Below are 14,919 nucleotides of genomic sequence, written 5' to 3'. Positions count from 1 at the left end.
CAGGTCAGCCCGTACTCACCGATGTCGGCCCCGCGTGTGCGAGCACGGAAGCCGCCGACCTAGACTGAGGCATGTGCTGAAGGGCGACGGCCGGCTCGGCCATGACCTGGACCCCCACGACCGCGCACCTCAAGACGCCTGTGGCGTCTTCGGCGTCTGGGCTCCGGGCGAGGAAGTTTCCAAACTCACCTACTACGGGCTGTACGCGTTGCAGCACCGCGGGCAGGAGTCCGCGGGCATCGCGGTCAGCGAGGGCAGCCGCATTCTCGTCTACAAGGACATGGGCCTGGTCGCCCAGGTCTTCGACGAGTCGGTGCTCAGCACCCTGCGTGGCCACCTGGCCGTGGGGCACTGCCGCTACTCCACCACCGGGTCGAGCGTGTGGGAGAACGCGCAGCCCACGCTCAGCTCCACTGAGGTGGGCGGCCTGGCGCTGGCCCACAACGGCAACCTGATCAACACCCCGGAGCTGGCCGAGCGCCTGGAGCCGGGCTCCACCCGCGCCACGACCGACACCGAGGTCCTGACCGCGCTGCTCGCGCAGGACCGCACCCGCACCGTCGAGGAGGCGGCCGCCGAGCTGCTCCCCCAGGTAAAGGGCGCCTACTCACTGGTGTTCATGGACGAGAAGACGCTCTACGCCGCCCGTGACCCGCAGGGCATCCGCCCGATGGTGCTCGGCCGCCTGGAGCGCGGCTGGGTGGTGGCCTCCGAGACCGCGGCCCTCGACATCGTGGGGGCCACGTTCATCCGCGAGATCGAGCCGGGCGAGCTGCTCACCATCGACGAGCGCGGGGTCAGGTCGCGCCGCTTCGCGCTGGCCGAGCCGAAGGGCTGCCTGTTCGAGTACGTCTACCTCGCCCGCCCCGACACCACCATCGCCGGTCGCGGCGTGCAGGTCACCCGGGTCGAGGTCGGCCGCGAGCTGGCCCGCGAGCACCCGGTGGAGGCCGACCTGGTCATCCCGACGCCGGAGTCCGGCACCCCGGCCGCCGTCGGCTACGCCCAGGAGAGCGGCATCCCCTACGGCCAGGGCCTGGTCAAGAACTCCTACGTGGGCCGCACGTTCATCCAGCCCTCGCAGACCATCCGCCAGCTCGGCATCAGGCTCAAGCTCAACCCGTTGCGCGAGGTCGTGGCGGGCAAGCGGCTCGTCGTCGTGGACGACTCGATCGTGCGCGGCAACACCCAGCGGGCCATCGTCAAGATGCTGCGCGAGGCGGGCGCGCGCGAGGTGCACGTACGCATCTCGTCACCGCCCGTGGCCTGGCCGTGCTTCTACGGCATCGACTTCGCCACCAGGGCCGAGCTGATCGCGGGCTCGCTGACGGTCGAGGAGATCCGTGCCTCGATCGGGGCCGACACGCTCGGCTACATCTCCCTGGAGGGCCTGACCAAGGCCACCACCATCCCGTCGGACCGGCTCTGCCGAGCCTGCTTCACGGGCGAATATCCGATCCCCATCGACCAGGACAACGTGGGCAAGTTCGTGTTGGAGAGCAGAGCGTGAGCGAGCGGACCGTCAGTGGCGGCAGTACGTACGAGGCCGCCGGGGTCGACATCGAGGCGGGCGAGCGGGCCGTCGCGCTGATGAAGGACAAGGTGGCGCGCTCGCGGCGGCCGGAGGTGGTCGACGACGCCAGCGGGTTCGCGGGCCTGTTCGACGCCTCGGCCCTGCTGCGTTACCGGCGTCCGCTGCTGGCCTCCTCCACCGACGGCGTGGGCACCAAGGTCATGATCGCCCAGCGCTACGGCAAGCACGACACGATCGGCGTCGACCTGGTCGGCATGGTCCTCGACGACCTGGTGGTGTGCGGGGCCGAGCCGCTGTTCATGACCGACTACATCGCCTGCGGCAAGCTGGTGCCCGAGCGGGTGGCCGAGATCGTCGGCGGTGTGGCCGAGGGCTGCCGCCTGGCCGGGGCCGCGCTGGTGGGCGGCGAGACGGCCGAGCACCCGGGGGCGATGGGCCCCGACGAGTACGACCTGGCCGGCGCGGGGACCGGCGTGGTGGAGGCCGACGCCCTGCTCGGGCCCGAGCGGGTGCGCGCCGGTGACGTGGTGCTGGGCCTGGCCTCGTCGGGGTTGCACTCCAACGGCTACTCACTCGTCCGGCACGTGCTGCGCGAGGCGGGCCTCTCGCTCGACGCCGTCCTGCCCGAGCTGGGCCGGCCGCTGGGCGAGGAGCTGCTGGAGCCCACGCGGATCTACTCGCTCGACTGCCTCCACCTGGCCGGGACGGTGGAGGTGCGCGCCTACGCCCACATCACCGGCGGCGGCGTCGAGAACAACCTCTCGCGCTCGCTGCCCGGCCACCTCGACGCCCTGCTCGACCGATCGTCGTGGACGCCGCAGCCGATCTTCGACGTGCTCGCCGGCCACGGTCGGATCGCCCGGCAGGACATGGACCGGACGTTCAACCTGGGGGTCGGGATGGCCGCCGTGGTGGCTCCCGGCTCGGCCGACGAGGCGATCCGCGTGCTGGCAGGACGCGGGCTGGACGCGTGGGTGCTCGGCGAGGTCGTGCCCGGCACCGGGCTGGCCCGCTACCGCTGACCCCGCCCGGATCACCCAAGTCAGAGATCACATACGTCAGGGGATCGCATACGTGAGGCCCGGCCGTACACGACGGCCGGGCCACCTGACGAAAACCCCCACGCGTGACGAAAGCCCCACGGTTACCCGTGGGGCCCGACGAGCGTGAGCGAGGGTCCGGCCATCTCCGCACCGGGCCCTCGGTTCACGTCGACCGATTCACATCGACCAGGAGAAGCCGCTATCGACGGCCGGACGGACGGCCATCGTCGTCGTCTCCGGCGCCATAGTCATCGGCGTAATCGGCATAGCGATCCGCCAGCTCATCGTTGCGGTCGTCGGCGTCGTCGTTGCTGGAGTCTCCGACCCCGAGTTCGTCGCGAAGACGGTCAAGATCCGTGCCACCGCTGTTGTACTTCAGCTGGCGAGCAACCTTGACCTGCTTGGCCTTTGCTCGGCCGCGCCCCATTGGCTCGACCCCCTCGTGTGGGGTCGTCCCCGACCCCTCGTCGCTAACGCACCACACACTGACGCCGCCTGACTTTGGGCGTCAGCCTATCGTTCGCCTATTACCGTACCTGTTTTGTGCCCAGCTCGGTACGTCGTATGGGCGCGGGGCGTCAGTGGCCTAGCCAAATGGCCCGAATACGCCCGACTTCCGACATTCTGCGCTCGGCCAGCCTATCTGCTGCGACCGCGGGAGGAACGCCCTCATCGGCCGCGATTCCGAAGATCTTCAGAGTCGTGTCGTAGATCTGGGCAGCCTTCGACCTGGCGCGCTCCATGTCGAAGCCCTCGATCTCGTCCGCGACCTGGATCACGCCGCCCGAATTCACGACGTAGTCGGGCGCGTAGAGGATGTCGCGTTCGGCGAGTTGCTTCTCCACCCCGGGATGGGCGAGCTGGTTGTTGGCCGCGCCGCACACGATCTTCGCCCTGAGCGAGGTCACCGAGTCGTCGTCGAGCACCCCGCCCAGCGCGCAGGGGGCGAAGACGTCGATGTCGGACGTCATCATGGCGCGGGCGTCGGGCACCGAGTCGACCTCGGGGTGACGCACGCGCACCCGTTCGATCGCCTTGGGGTCGACGTCGCAGACCACCACCTCGGCACCGTCCTCGCGGAGCAGCTCGACCAGGCGGTGGCCCACCTTGCCGACCCCCTCGACGCCCACCCTCCTGCCGTGCAGGGACGGCGTGCCGTAGACGCGTTCCGCCGAGGCGCGCATGCCCTGGAACACGCCGAACGCCGTGAGGATCGAGGAGTCACCCGCCCCGCCGTGCGCCAGGGTGCGGCCGGTCACGAAGCGTGACTCGCGGGCGACGAGGTCCATGTCCTCGCTGTAGGTGCCCACGTCGCAGGCGGTGATGTAGCGCCCGCCGAGCGACTGCACGAACCTCCCGTACGCGCGCAGCAGCGCCTCGCTCTTGTCGCGGGCCGGGTCGCCGATGATGACGGCCTTGCCCCCGCCCAGGTCGAGGCCGGCCAGCGCGTTCTTGTAGGCCATGCCCTTGGCGAGGTTGAGCACGTCGGCCAGGGCCGCCTGCTCGCTCTCGTACGGGTAGAACCTGGTGCCCCCGAGGGCCGGGCCCAGGGCCGTGTTGTGGATGGCGATGATGGCACGCAGGCCGCTCTGCTCGTCGGCGCAGAACACGACCTGCTCGTGGACGTCCTTGTGGGACGCACCGAAGACGTCGGTCACGGTAGTGACTCCCTGTCCGGTCCGCCGCTCCTTCGCGGCGGAGATCACCTCACAGAGTAGTAAGCCACAACGGTGCATGCAGGTTCGCTTCGTGACACGATGCCTCCGTGCTGCCCTATGCCGCCTACCTCCGTGTCTATGAGCCACTGACCGCGTTCGCCGAGTCCGAGCGCAAGGTGTGGGCCGACTATGCCGACTCACGTGACCGCCCGCGCCGCGCGAACGCGCTCAATGCGGAGCACGGCGAGTCCGTGATGCGCCTTCTCGGCATGCCCCCTCAACCCGTTCCCGCCCAGGAGAGCCCCAACGCCTATCTGCGGCGCGTGGAGGACCGCCTGTACGTCTGCCCCTGGCAGACCCGTTTGCGCTCGTGGCTGGCGTTCTCACGGCTTCGTGGCACCACTCCTGTGAAACTGATGGACCACCTCGTGCCGAAGACGATCGCCGAGCAGACCGCCGACGACTTCGACCGGTACAAGAGGAAGGCCGGTTCGGCGGCGTTGCGCACGCACATCCGCACCACGGCGTGGCATGTGCCGCCATCGTGGTTCGTGCCGTTTGATGGGAATGAGCGCTGGCTGGTGCTCGGCTCCGCGAACCCGGGACAAGACGTGACCACGACTACGGGGCGTAACCTCATCTACGTCACCTCCATGGCACAGGCCAGGAGGCGGGCCGCGCGGGCGCTCAACGTGCTGCGCAGGCACCTGGGCGACGTCTCGGCCAACTTCGACGTGGAGGACATCGCCAGGTGGCTGGAGGAGTTCCACCCGCATTCGCTGGTGGAGCTCGACTACGGCGGGCTCGTACGCCTCATGGACGACGACGCCCTGCAGGCCGACCAGTCGGTTGCGGAGCTTTCTGCCGCTTTGACGGGCCTGGACACGGGTCAAGAAGAACTTGCCTACGCCATGTACCAGAGGGTCGTCCTGCGGTGGAAGTCAATGCAACTGCTGGAATCTGCCAACTGAGCCCCAATACGGCTGTCTGACCTGCATGAGTAGGTCACGTCTCGCGGCTGCTCTCTTCTGCGAACTGAGTAGTTTGCCGTTTTCACTGCGATACCACGAACCGTGTCGCTAGAATCACCGAGCGTGACATGGCCACGGGGGCAGGCAGTTGGGTCGAAGAAGGGCTCGCCAATCGCTCTGCGTGGCGGTATGGTCACATCGGGTGATGCCGCATATGGCTCAGAAAAGCCGCACGCTCTGTGCCATAGGGGGACATCCGTGACACGCGCAAAGGCAGTCACAGGATCGCAAGCCGGTCCACACGGAGGAGAGGCCGCACAAATGTCAGCTCGTACACCCGAGGCCGAGCCACTGCTCACGCCCGCTGAGGTCGCGACCATGTTCAGGGTCGACCCCAAGACCGTTACGCGGTGGGCCAAGGCGGGCAAGTTGACGTCGATTCGTACCCTCGGCGGTCATCGGCGTTACCGGGAGACCGAGGTCCGGGCACTGCTCGCGGGCATTCCGCAGCAGCGCTCGGAGTAGCTGGAAGGTCGTCACGACCTCAGGGGGGTTTGAAGGGGTGGACCAGGCCGCCACAGGGGCCCGGTCCACCGCTGTGACGACAACGCCGTCGCACGGGAAGTTGGCGCCGCCCGCCCGGCGCCACTCTTCCCTCCACCACGTCGGCAGCCCTCCGTCGTCGCGGCGGCCGTCACCGGCTGTCACGCTCGTCGCGACAGCCCGGAGTTCAGCCCGTCGTGCCCTCGTCACGGCAGCCGCCCGGGGCCAGGCCGTCACTTCAGGCGGCGCACCAGGGTCAGGCCCTCACTTCAGACGGTGCAGCAGACCGGCGACCTCGCCGTCGTTGGCCGCGGCGACGCCGAGCAGCGCGACCATCTGATCGACGAGCAGCTTCTCGAGCGCCGCTCGTTCGACGTCGCGGTGCTCCAGCCAGTCGAGGCCGGCGGTCTCGACCGAGGCGATCCACGACCGCAGGGTCGTGCGCAGCACCGGGCTCGGCTCCGGCACCCCCATCTGCCGCTGGATCAGGCGGAACAGCCGTCGCCGCACACCGTCGACGATCTCGCCGACCTCGCCGGTCCTGTTGGCCGGGCCACCGCGCAGGAGCGCGGCGAAGCCGGCCGCGTGCTCCTCGACGAAGTCGAAATAGCGCCTGAGCCCCGAGGCCAGCTCCTCGATCGGCCTGCCGCCCTCCTGGGGCCGCAGCCGGGACTCCAACTGCTCGGCCGCACTCCTCAGCGCCGCCACGTAGAGCTCCTGCTTGCCACCGAAGTAGTGGTAGACCAGGGCCCGTGAAGCCCCCGCCGCCGAGGCCACGTCGTCGATCGAGACGTCTTCCGCGTCGCGGGTGCTGAACAGCTCGAGCGCCGCCGCCATCAGCTCTTCCCGACGCCGGTCGACGCTGAGCCTGCGCCGTGCCGGCCGTGCCGTCTCGGCTGACTTCCCGGGTGTCACCTCTGCACAGTAACCGACGCCGTGCCCAATAACCGACGCGCGGGGATCGAGCGGAATGCCCGCTTCGGTGAGGAACATTGGGCCAATCCGTAACGAAGGCCGTACCCTCCGGCTAACTCGATCGTTTGGTCAGGCAGGTGCCCATATCCGCATCGCGGGGGAGACACATGTCAGGACCGCCCGTCAACACTTCAACCATCCAGCTCAGAGAGGTAGACGCACTGCCTCGGCCCAGACCGACCATCAGAAACGTCGCCGAAAGAGCCGGCGTGTCCAAATCGCTGGTCTCTCTCGTACTGCGCGGATCCCCGCACGTGAGCGAGCACCGGCGCCAGGCCGTGCTGCAGGCCGCCCGAGAACTCGGCTACCGGCCGAACGCGGTCGCCCGCAGCCTCGTCGAAGGGCGTACCCACCTGGTGGGCGCGCTCGTCGCCGATCTGCACAACCCGTTCTACGCGGAGTTCCTCGACGGTCTGCAGGAGAGCCTGCACGGCGACGGCCTGCGCATGCTGATCGGGAACAGCCAGTGGGACCCGGCGTTCGAGGACGAGGCCGTGGAGGCCTTCCTCGAACTCAGGGTCGACGGGCTGGTCCTGCTCGGCATCGCGCCGACCAGCGAGACGCTGATCGAGGCCACCGCGTACACCCCCACGGTCGTCGTAGGGGAACGTGACATCGAGCTCGACGGAGTCGACATCGTGGTCGACGACGACCAGCTCGGCGCCCGCCTGGCCATCGACCACCTGGTCGAGCTGGGCCACAAGCGCATCGCGCACATCGAGGGCCGGCGATCGTCACGCTGCGAGGGGTATCTCGTGGCGATGCGCAGGCACTCGCTGGCGCCGTACATCATGGTCGAGGCGGCGGACTCGACCGAGGAGGGCGGCAGGGAGGCGGCGACGGCGCTGCTCACCCGCGACCCCAGGCCCACGGCGATCTTCGCCGCCAACGACGTGGTGGCGCTCGGCGTGCTCTCGGCCGCCGGCGACCTGGGCCTGCGCGTCCCCGAAGACCTTTCCGTGGTGGGCTACGACAACACGCACCTGTCGGCCTCTCACCACATCTCGCTCACCTCGGTCGACCAGCCCCGCCGCACCATGGGCAGATCGGCCGCCGCGCTGCTGAGCGACCGGATCGGCGACCCGGGCAAGCTCTCGCGCCTGCGCGAGATCAGACCGGAGCTGATCGTGCGACGGAGCACGGGAGCGGCCTAAAAGAGCCCCAAAGCTGGGTCAAGCCGTGTGGAGGCGCGGCCACACGGCGGTTTACTCGTCAGGGTCATGCTAATTGTGGCCGGATTCGGTCCGGTCACGATCTGATCCAGGGGGAACAGTCATGCGTGATCCGGAACTGGTGTCCTGCGCCCAGCGCGCCGCGGCCGAGCTTGAGCGTGCCTGGGGGCACTGGCGGGCGGGCAGGGGACGGGGCACCGACGGCGGCGCCGAGTCCGTCGCCAGCTACGTGGCCCATTCGCTGGACCATCCGTGGGGCCGCCCCCGCGTCGTCCTCGGGCTCGACGCCGAGGACGCGCGGGAGCTGGCCGCCCTGCTCGAGCGGCAGGAGGTCGGCGAGCGCGTCTGGTGAGAACGCGCGACACCCGCCCAGCGGCGTGGCGCTCATCCGGCACTCGCGACCCGCGCGGCGCGGTGGGCACCCGCCCCCCTCTGGCGAGGACGTACGGCGCTTGACTTGCGCCTTGCTCGGCATAAGCCGGGCTTGTACTCCTGGTTTGCCGTAACTTGGACGGCATGCGTGCTCTCCCAGCCACAGTCCTCGCCGCCTGCGGCCTGATCGCCTCCGCGTGTGGCGACGCCGGATCCGGTGGCGCCGCGGCAGGTCAGGCCGTTCCCGCGACGGCGGCGGGGCCGTCCTCCACCTCCCCCGCCCCGGCGAAGAAGGCGGGGAAGCAGGCGGCGAAGGAGGCGCCGCCCGAGGCCAAGCCGCTCGACGGCCGGGTGGTCGTCGTCGACCCCGGCCACAACGGCGGCAACTACCGCGACCCGAAAGCGGTCAACCGCAAGGTCAACGTGCTGACCCAGTGGAAGGCGTGCGACACCACGGGCACCGCCACGAACGACGGCTACAGCGAGGCGGCCTTCACCTGGGACGTCTCGAAGCGCCTGGTCAAGATCCTCGAAGGCCGGGGCGCCACGGTCAAGCTGACCCGCGACTCGAACGACGGCGTCGGCCCCTGCATCACCGAGCGGGCCGCGATCGGCAACAAGGCCGAGGCCGACGCCGCGATCTCCGTGCACGCCGACGGCTCCGCGCCGGGCGACCACGGCTTCCACGTCATCATGCCCAAGAAGATCGACGGGCCGGTGGACAAGGTCGTGGGCGCCTCGAAGAGGCTCGGCCTGGCCGTACGCGACGCGTTCCGCGCGGGCACCGGGCTGGCGTACTCGACCTACATCGGCGACAAGGCGCTCAACTACCGCAGTGACCTGGGCGGGCTCAACCTGTCGACGGTGCCGAAGATCTTCGTCGAGGCCGGGAACATGCGCAACGCCGCGGAGGCGGCCAAGTTCCGTGACCCGAAGTTCCGGCAGCGGATCGCTGTGGCGCTGGCGAACGGATTGCAGCACTATCTCCAAGCATGATTCCTCGTCCAGAGCTGCTTCGCGATCTGTCCTCCTCCTACACCCTGACGCAGGGCACGACGGTGTCCGGCGACCTGGTCGACGCCGTACGCGTGGCGCTGTCCCGCTTCGACCCGCTGCCCGGTGACTCGGGCGAGATCGACGTGCGGCGCGATCCGGGGCTGGGCGAGGAGGCGTACCGGCTGACGGTGGGATCACGCGGCGTGGAGATCGCGGCGGGCGGCCGGGCGGGCGCCTTCTACGCCGCCCAGTCGCTGCACCAGCTCCTGCCCCCGGCCTCCTACCGGTTCTCCCCCGGCGCGTCGTGGCCGGTCCCGGGGGTGCGGATCGAGGACGCGCCGCGGTTCGCCTGGCGCGGGCTGCACCTCGACGTGGCGCGGCACTTCTTCCCCAAGCGGGAGATCCTCCGCCTGATCGACCTCATGGCGACGCACAAGCTCAACCGGCTGCACCTGCACCTGGTCGACGACCAGGGCTGGCGGGTGGAGAGCCGGGCCTACCCGTTGCTGCACGAGGTCTCCTCGCACCGACCGCGCTCGGCCACCAACTACCACCGCGAGCCGGAGGCGTACGACGACGTCCCGCACGGCGGCTACTACACGCTCGACGACCTGGCCGAGATGGGCGCCTACGCCCGTGCCCGCTGCGTCACGATCGTCCCCGAGATCGACGTGCCGGGGCACGCCTCGGCGATCCTGGCGGCGTACCCGTCGCTGGGGGCCACCGGGGAGCCGTACGACGTGCTGGACCGGTGGGGCATCTCGTCGGCGATCCTTTCGCCGCTGCCGCCCACCGTGGAGTTCCTGACCACGATCTTCGACGAGCTGCTCGGGGCGCTGGGCGAGACCCCGTACGTGCACCTCGGCGGCGACGAGGTCGTGCTCGACCACTGGGCGGCCTCCCCCGAGATCGTCGCCTACCGCGAGTCGCTGGGTCTGGACACCTCCGGCGAGCTGCAGGCGTGGTTCCTGCGGCGGCTGGCGGACGCGCTGGCCGAGCGCGGCACGCGGGCGGTGGTGTGGGACGAGGCGTTCGTCAGCGGCGCGCTGCGCCAGGACACGATCGTCATGCCCTGGCGGGGCATGAACGTGGGCCGCCGGGCCGCCGCCGCGGGGCACGACGTGGTGGCCACGCCGGTGTTCCCGCTGTACTTCGACTACGCCGAGTCCTCCTCCGCCGACGAGCCGATGGCCATCGGCGACGCCACGACCGTCGAGGACGTCGCCGCGTTCCGTCCGGCGCCCGGCGAGTGGACGGAGGAGGAGCGGGCCCACGTCATCGGGGTGCAGGGGCAGCTCTGGACCGAGCGCGTGCCCGACGCCCGTACCGTGGACTACCGTCTGTGGCCGCGCGCGTGCGCGCTGGCGGAGGTGGCCTGGGCGGGCTCGGCGTCCGAAGACTTCGGCGACCGGCTGGCCGAGCACCTGGGGCGGCTGGACGCGCTCGGGGTCGAGTATCGGCCCGCGGGCGGGCCGCACCCGTGGCAGCGGCGGCGTCCGCACCGGCCGAGCGCGACGCGGGTCATGGACGTGATGGCCCGCATCGACGCCATGACGCACGACGCGGAGTCGACCCGGCCCAGCGTCTGAGCCGGACGGCCGCCCGGACCTTTGCGGCCGTCCTGGCGACTCAGAGGGTGGCCGGGCGGTCGTTCAGTATGCGCTGGAACAGCCGGTGGTCCTGCCAGCGGCCGTCGATCTCGAGGTAGCGGAGGGCGACGCCGTACGGCTCGAAGCCGACCTTCCCCAGGACGCGCTGGGAGGCCGTGTTGTCGAGCAGCGTGCCCGCCGCGATCCGGTGCAGCCCCAGCTCCTGGTCGGCGATCCGGCACACCTCGCGCGCGGCCTCGGTGGTCAGGCCGCGGCCGGTGTACTCGGCGTCGATCCAGTAGCCGAGGTTGGCGCTGAGCCACGGCCCGCGGACGACCTGGTTGAGTGTCATGCGGCCCACGACCCGCTCGCCGTCGGTCAGCACCCACGGCACGGTCCGGCCCTCGGCGTACTCCCCCAGCGCGCTCTTGAGCCGCTCGGACTGGCCCGCCAGGGTGTAGAACTCCTCGGCCCTGCGGGGCTCCCAGCGCCTCAGATGGTCGCGGTTGCGTACGCAGGCGGCCTGGATCGCCTCGGCGTCCCGCTCGGTCGCCAGACGGAGCACGACGCCACCGGCGAGCGTCACTTCTTCGATCACCGTCTTACCTTAGGAGACGGATCGGGGCATCGCGCCCTCAACCGCTCAGGCCGTACGGCCGATGGCCTCGGTGACGGACTTGAGGCCGTGGCGGCGTACGCGGCGCAGGAGCTGGCGGTGGATGTGCGCGGCCCACAGCGGGCCGCCGTAGATCCAGCCCGTGTAGCCCTGCACCAGGGTGGCGCCGGCGAGAATGCGTTCCCAGACGTCGTCCACGTCTTCCACGCCGCCCGCCGACACCAGCGTGAGGCGGTCGCCGACCTTGGCGCGCAGGCGCCTGAGCACCTCCAGCGAGCGCGCCTTGAGCGGACGGCCGGACAGTCCGCCGGTCTCGCCGCCGTGCCTGATCGTGGTGTTGGTGGCGATGATGCCGTCGAGGCCGAGCTCCAGCGCCAGCTCGGCGACCGCGTCGACGTCCTCGTCGGCCAGGTCGGGGGCGATCTTGACCAGCAGCGGCGTGCGCCGGGGCGTGCCGTCGGCCACCTCCTTGACCGCGACGAGCAGCGGACGCAGCAGCGAGACCGCCTGCAGGTTGCGCAGCCCCGGCGTGTTGGGCGAGCTGACGTTGACCACGAGGTAGTCGGCCAGCGGGGCCAGGGCCCTGGCGCTGGCCACGTAGTCGGCCGCCGCCTCGGCCTCGGGGACGACCTTGGTCTTGCCGATGTTCACCCCGACCACCACGGGGACGCCCCTCGGACGCCGCAGCCGGCGGGCCGCGGCCAGGGCGCCCGCGTTGTTGAAGCCCATCCGGTTGATCACCGCGTGCTCGCGCACCAGCCGGAACAGGCGTGGACGCGGGTTGCCCGGCTGCCCGTGGGCCGTGATGGTGCCGACCTCGACATGGCCGAACCCGAGCGCGGCGATGGCCTCGGCGCAGGCCGCGTCCTTGTCGAAACCGGCGGCCAGCCCGAGCGGCCCGGGGAAGTGCACGCCGAACGCACTCACGCGCAGGGCCGGGTCGTGCGGCGCGAACGCCTGGTGCAGCAGCCGCTTGACCAGCGGCAGCCGGGCGAGGAGCGCGAGGGCGCTCACGGTGAGACGGTGCACGGCCTCGGCGTCGAAACGCCGCAAGACCTGCGTGAACACGAGGCGATACATCACGGGTCAGGCTACCAAGCCGGCCTCGTAGGCGATGATCGCAGCCTGGACGCGGTTGCGTACGTCGAGCCGGGTGAGTATCGCGCTCACGTACGCCTTGACCGTGCCCTCCACGATGTGCAGCTCACGCGCGATCTCCGCGTTGGACATCCCGGCCCCGAGCAGGGCGAGCACCTCGCGCTCGCGTTCGGTGAGCGCCTCGATGCGGTCACGCGCCGCCGCGCCCCTGGCCATCCGGCCGTCCGCGAACCGGCTGATGACCCGCTGGGCGACCTTGGGCGACAGGTACGCGGCCCCGTCGGCGACCGCGTGGATCCCGGCGATCAGCTCGCGGGGGTCGCCCGACTTGAGCAGGAACCCGGCGGCCCCGACATCGAGCGCCTTGGCGATGTAGTCGTCCTCGCCGAACGTCGTCAGCATCACCACCGCCGTGCCCGGCGCGGCCCTGCGCAGCTCGGCGGCGGCGGCCAGCCCGTCGAGCCTGGGCATGCGGATGTCGAGGAGCGCGACGTCGGGGCGGTGGCTGATGGCCAGGTCGACCGCCTGCCTGCCGTCGCCCGCCTCGGCCACGACGTCCAGCTCGGGGTCGGACTGGAGGATCGCCCGGACCCCCGCCCTGATCATGGCCTCGTCGTCTGCCAGGAGTATGCGGATCACGCCCTCCATCTTGGCCGAGAGATCCGGGGCGGTGGGCACGCGGGCGGTCGGGCGCGGCGTCGTTCCCGCAGATCAGCTCACCCGGGCTCTGACAAGCCGGCGGCCCGGCTCTGACAGGGGGAGGTCCTGAGGTCGGGGGCAGCCGCGGGCGAGCGGTATGGTCCGACTCATGAGCACTCACTATGACGTCGTCGTTCTCGGCGCGGGTCCTGGAGGATACACGGCCGCGGTCCGCGCCGCCCAGCTCGGACTGCGCACCGCGGTCGTCGAGGAGAAGTACTGGGGTGGCGTCTGCCTGAACGTGGGCTGCATCCCGTCCAAGGCGCTGCTCCGCAACGCCGAACTCGCCCACATCTTCCACAACGAGGCAAAGACCTTCGGCATCAGCGGCGAGGTCACCTTCGACTACGGCGCGGCCTTCCAGCGCAGCCGCAAGGTGGCCGACGGGCGGGTCAAGGGCGTTCACTACCTGATGAAGAAGAACGCCATCACCGAGTACGACGGCCGGGGCACGTTCCTCGACGCCAACACGCTCCAGGTGAACGGCGAGACGATCACGTTCTCCAACTGCATCATCGCCGCCGGGGCCACCACCAGGCTGATCCCCGGCACCCAGTTGTCGGAGCGGGTGGTGACGTACGAGGAGCAGATCCTCTCCGACGCGCTGCCGGGCAGCATCGTCATCGCGGGCGCGGGGGCGATCGGCGTGGAGTTCGCGTACGTGTTGCACAACTACGGCGTCAAGGTGACGATCGTGGAGTTCCTCGACCGCATCGTGCCGCTGGAGGACGAGGAGGTGTCGGCCGAGCTGGCCAAGCGTTACAAGCGGCTCGGCATCGAGGTGATGACCTCGACCCGCGTGGACGGCATCGACGACACCGGCGCCTCGGTCAAGGTCACCGTCACCCGCGGCGACCAGACGCAGGTGATCGAGGCCGACAAGGTGCTGCAGGCCATCGGGTTCCAGCCGCGCGTCGACGGCTACGGGCTGGAGAAGACGGGCGTGGCGCTGACCGAGCGGGGCGCCATCGCGGTCGACGGGCGGTGCCGTACGAACGTGCCGCACATCTACGCCATCGGCGACGTCACGGCCAAGCTGATGCTGGCGCACGCCGCCGAGTCCATGGGCATCATCGCGGCCGAGACGATCGCCGACGCGGAGACCATGGAGCTCGACTACGTGATGATCCCGCGGGCCACGTACTGCCAGCCGCAGGTGGCCAGCTTCGGCTACACCGAGGCGCAGGCGCGCGAGCTGGGCTACGACGTGAAGGTGGCGAAGTTCCCGTTCACGGCGAACGGCAAGGCGCACGGCCTGGGCGACACGGCCGGATTCGTCAAGGTCATCAGTGACGACACGCACGGCGAGCTGCTCGGGGCGCACCTGATCGGGCCCGAGGTCACCGAGCTGCTGCCCGAGCTGACGCTGGCACAGCAGTGGGACCTGACGGTGCACGAGGTCGCGCGCAACGTGCACGCGCACCCGACGCTGGGCGAGGCGGTCAAGGAGGCGATCCACGGCCTCTCCGGCCACATGATCAACATGTGATCGGTGGAGGCAAAGGTTCGAGGTGGACAGGCATTCTCCGGGGCTCTGCGGTCAGGACGCGGCTACGGCGGTGCCTGTCTGGTCGGGGGCAGCCTATGACACCCGTCCGAACTGCCCTTCGTATGAGTCGGACAGGAGTTTCTGCCACTCGGCACGAAGGCGTT

15 protein-coding genes are annotated in these 14,919 nt (G+C 70.2%); 9 read left to right on the top strand and 6 right to left on the bottom strand.

What is annotated here, in order from left to right; all coding sequences use genetic code 11:
• Positions 1-73 precede the first annotated feature (73 nt).
• Positions 74-1,510: an amidophosphoribosyltransferase gene (gene purF / locus ACZ6S0_RS46760; RefSeq protein ID WP_465926438.1), complete on the top strand. Its 1,437-nt coding sequence runs from the start codon at positions 74-76 to the stop codon at positions 1,508-1,510.
• Positions 1,507-2,556 carry a phosphoribosylformylglycinamidine cyclo-ligase gene (gene purM, locus ACZ6S0_RS46755; RefSeq protein ID WP_465926436.1) on the top strand — a complete coding sequence of 350 codons (1,050 nt, stop codon included), beginning with the start codon at positions 1,507-1,509 and terminating at the stop codon, positions 2,554-2,556. The genes purF and purM overlap by 4 nt, the downstream gene beginning before the upstream one ends.
• Before the next feature lie 220 nt (positions 2,557-2,776).
• Here the strand turns inward: purM and ACZ6S0_RS46750 are convergent, their stop codons facing one another.
• Together ACZ6S0_RS46750 and ACZ6S0_RS46745 are read right to left on the bottom strand one after the other, a co-directional pair.
• Positions 2,777-3,004: a DUF3073 domain-containing protein gene (locus ACZ6S0_RS46750; RefSeq protein WP_465926434.1), complete on the bottom strand. Its 228-nt coding sequence runs from the start codon at positions 3,002-3,004 to the stop codon at positions 2,777-2,779.
• A 151-nt stretch (positions 3,005-3,155) separates the two neighbouring features.
• On the bottom strand, positions 3,156-4,235 hold the full coding sequence (locus ACZ6S0_RS46745; RefSeq protein WP_465926432.1) for a Glu/Leu/Phe/Val family dehydrogenase: 1,080 nt from the start codon (positions 4,233-4,235) through the stop codon (positions 3,156-3,158).
• 107 nt (positions 4,236-4,342) lie between these two features.
• On the opposite strand from ACZ6S0_RS46745, the gene ACZ6S0_RS46740 reads away from it, so the two are divergent.
• Together ACZ6S0_RS46740 and bldC are read left to right on the top strand one after the other, a co-directional pair.
• Positions 4,343-5,206 carry a DUF8083 family protein gene (locus ACZ6S0_RS46740; protein WP_344874869.1) on the top strand — a complete coding sequence of 288 codons (864 nt, stop codon included), beginning with the start codon at positions 4,343-4,345 and terminating at the stop codon, positions 5,204-5,206.
• A 321-nt stretch (positions 5,207-5,527) separates the two neighbouring features.
• Positions 5,528-5,731: a developmental transcriptional regulator BldC gene (gene bldC / locus ACZ6S0_RS46735; RefSeq protein ID WP_013133571.1), complete on the top strand. Its 204-nt coding sequence runs from the start codon at positions 5,528-5,530 to the stop codon at positions 5,729-5,731.
• A gap of 282 nt (positions 5,732-6,013) precedes the next feature.
• Here bldC and ACZ6S0_RS46730 read toward each other — a convergent pair whose 3' ends face one another.
• Positions 6,014-6,664: a TetR/AcrR family transcriptional regulator gene (locus ACZ6S0_RS46730; protein WP_465926430.1), complete on the bottom strand. Its 651-nt coding sequence runs from the start codon at positions 6,662-6,664 to the stop codon at positions 6,014-6,016.
• A gap of 167 nt (positions 6,665-6,831) precedes the next feature.
• Here ACZ6S0_RS46730 and ACZ6S0_RS46725 point away from each other — a divergent pair, with 167 nt between their 5' ends.
• The 4 genes from ACZ6S0_RS46725 (at position 6,832) to ACZ6S0_RS46710 (ending at position 10,853) form a co-directional block, all read left to right on the top strand.
• On the top strand, positions 6,832-7,878 hold the full coding sequence (locus ACZ6S0_RS46725) for a LacI family DNA-binding transcriptional regulator (protein ID WP_465926428.1): 1,047 nt from the start codon (positions 6,832-6,834) through the stop codon (positions 7,876-7,878).
• 121 nt (positions 7,879-7,999) lie between these two features.
• Positions 8,000-8,248 (top strand): hypothetical protein, encoded by a 249-nt coding sequence (locus tag ACZ6S0_RS46720; RefSeq protein ID WP_103963758.1) that lies wholly within the window; start codon positions 8,000-8,002, stop codon positions 8,246-8,248.
• A 164-nt stretch (positions 8,249-8,412) separates the two neighbouring features.
• Positions 8,413-9,264 carry an N-acetylmuramoyl-L-alanine amidase gene (locus ACZ6S0_RS46715; RefSeq protein WP_465926425.1) on the top strand — a complete coding sequence of 284 codons (852 nt, stop codon included), beginning with the start codon at positions 8,413-8,415 and terminating at the stop codon, positions 9,262-9,264.
• The gene (locus ACZ6S0_RS46710; protein ID WP_465926423.1) at positions 9,261-10,853 is read left to right on the top strand and encodes a beta-N-acetylhexosaminidase; all 1,593 of its coding nucleotides are present in this window, start codon (positions 9,261-9,263) and stop codon (positions 10,851-10,853) included. The genes ACZ6S0_RS46715 and ACZ6S0_RS46710 overlap by 4 nt, the downstream gene beginning before the upstream one ends.
• A 40-nt stretch (positions 10,854-10,893) precedes the next feature.
• Here ACZ6S0_RS46710 and ACZ6S0_RS46705 read toward each other — a convergent pair whose 3' ends face one another.
• Genes ACZ6S0_RS46705 through ACZ6S0_RS46695 form a run of 3 tightly spaced genes read right to left on the bottom strand, consistent with a single transcriptional unit; the run spans position 10,894 to position 13,206 of the window.
• Positions 10,894-11,451, bottom strand: a complete 558-nt coding sequence (locus tag ACZ6S0_RS46705) for a GNAT family N-acetyltransferase (protein ID WP_465926421.1) — start codon at positions 11,449-11,451, stop codon at positions 10,894-10,896.
• A gap of 45 nt (positions 11,452-11,496) precedes the next feature.
• Complete coding sequence (locus ACZ6S0_RS46700) at positions 11,497-12,549, bottom strand: quinone-dependent dihydroorotate dehydrogenase (RefSeq protein ID WP_465926419.1); 1,053 nt, start codon at positions 12,547-12,549, stop codon at positions 11,497-11,499.
• Positions 12,550-12,555: 6 nt separating this feature from the next.
• On the bottom strand, positions 12,556-13,206 hold the full coding sequence (locus ACZ6S0_RS46695) for a response regulator (protein ID WP_465926417.1): 651 nt from the start codon (positions 13,204-13,206) through the stop codon (positions 12,556-12,558).
• Positions 13,207-13,375: 169 nt separating this feature from the next.
• Between ACZ6S0_RS46695 and lpdA the strand changes: the two genes are divergently transcribed.
• Positions 13,376-14,755 (top strand): dihydrolipoyl dehydrogenase, encoded by a 1,380-nt coding sequence (gene lpdA / locus ACZ6S0_RS46690; protein ID WP_465926415.1) that lies wholly within the window; start codon positions 13,376-13,378, stop codon positions 14,753-14,755.
• The last annotated feature ends 164 nt before the right edge of the window (positions 14,756-14,919 follow it).

This window comes from Nonomuraea sp. NPDC051298, from assembly GCF_055586305.1.
This window is presented reverse-complemented; position numbering and strand designations above follow the sequence as displayed.

What these genes read in the sequence shown, in the direction of transcription:
- ACZ6S0_RS46710 (WP_465926423.1), top strand. Translation starts at nt 9,261, where the DNA reads ATGATTCCTCGTCCAGAGCTGCTTCGCGATCTGTCCTCCTCCTACACC.
- ACZ6S0_RS46725 (WP_465926428.1), top strand. Translation starts at nt 6,832, where the DNA reads ATGTCAGGACCGCCCGTCAACACTTCAACCATCCAGCTCAGAGAGGTA.
- bldC (WP_013133571.1), top strand. Translation starts at nt 5,528, where the DNA reads ATGTCAGCTCGTACACCCGAGGCCGAGCCACTGCTCACGCCCGCTGAG.
- lpdA (WP_465926415.1), top strand. Translation starts at nt 13,376, where the DNA reads ATGAGCACTCACTATGACGTCGTCGTTCTCGGCGCGGGTCCTGGAGGA.
- ACZ6S0_RS46750 (WP_465926434.1), bottom strand. Translation starts at nt 3,004, where the DNA reads ATGGGGCGCGGCCGAGCAAAGGCCAAGCAGGTCAAGGTTGCTCGCCAG.
- ACZ6S0_RS46720 (WP_103963758.1), top strand. Translation starts at nt 8,000, where the DNA reads ATGCGTGATCCGGAACTGGTGTCCTGCGCCCAGCGCGCCGCGGCCGAG.
- ACZ6S0_RS46700 (WP_465926419.1), bottom strand. Translation starts at nt 12,549, where the DNA reads ATGTATCGCCTCGTGTTCACGCAGGTCTTGCGGCGTTTCGACGCCGAG.
- ACZ6S0_RS46715 (WP_465926425.1), top strand. Translation starts at nt 8,413, where the DNA reads ATGCGTGCTCTCCCAGCCACAGTCCTCGCCGCCTGCGGCCTGATCGCC.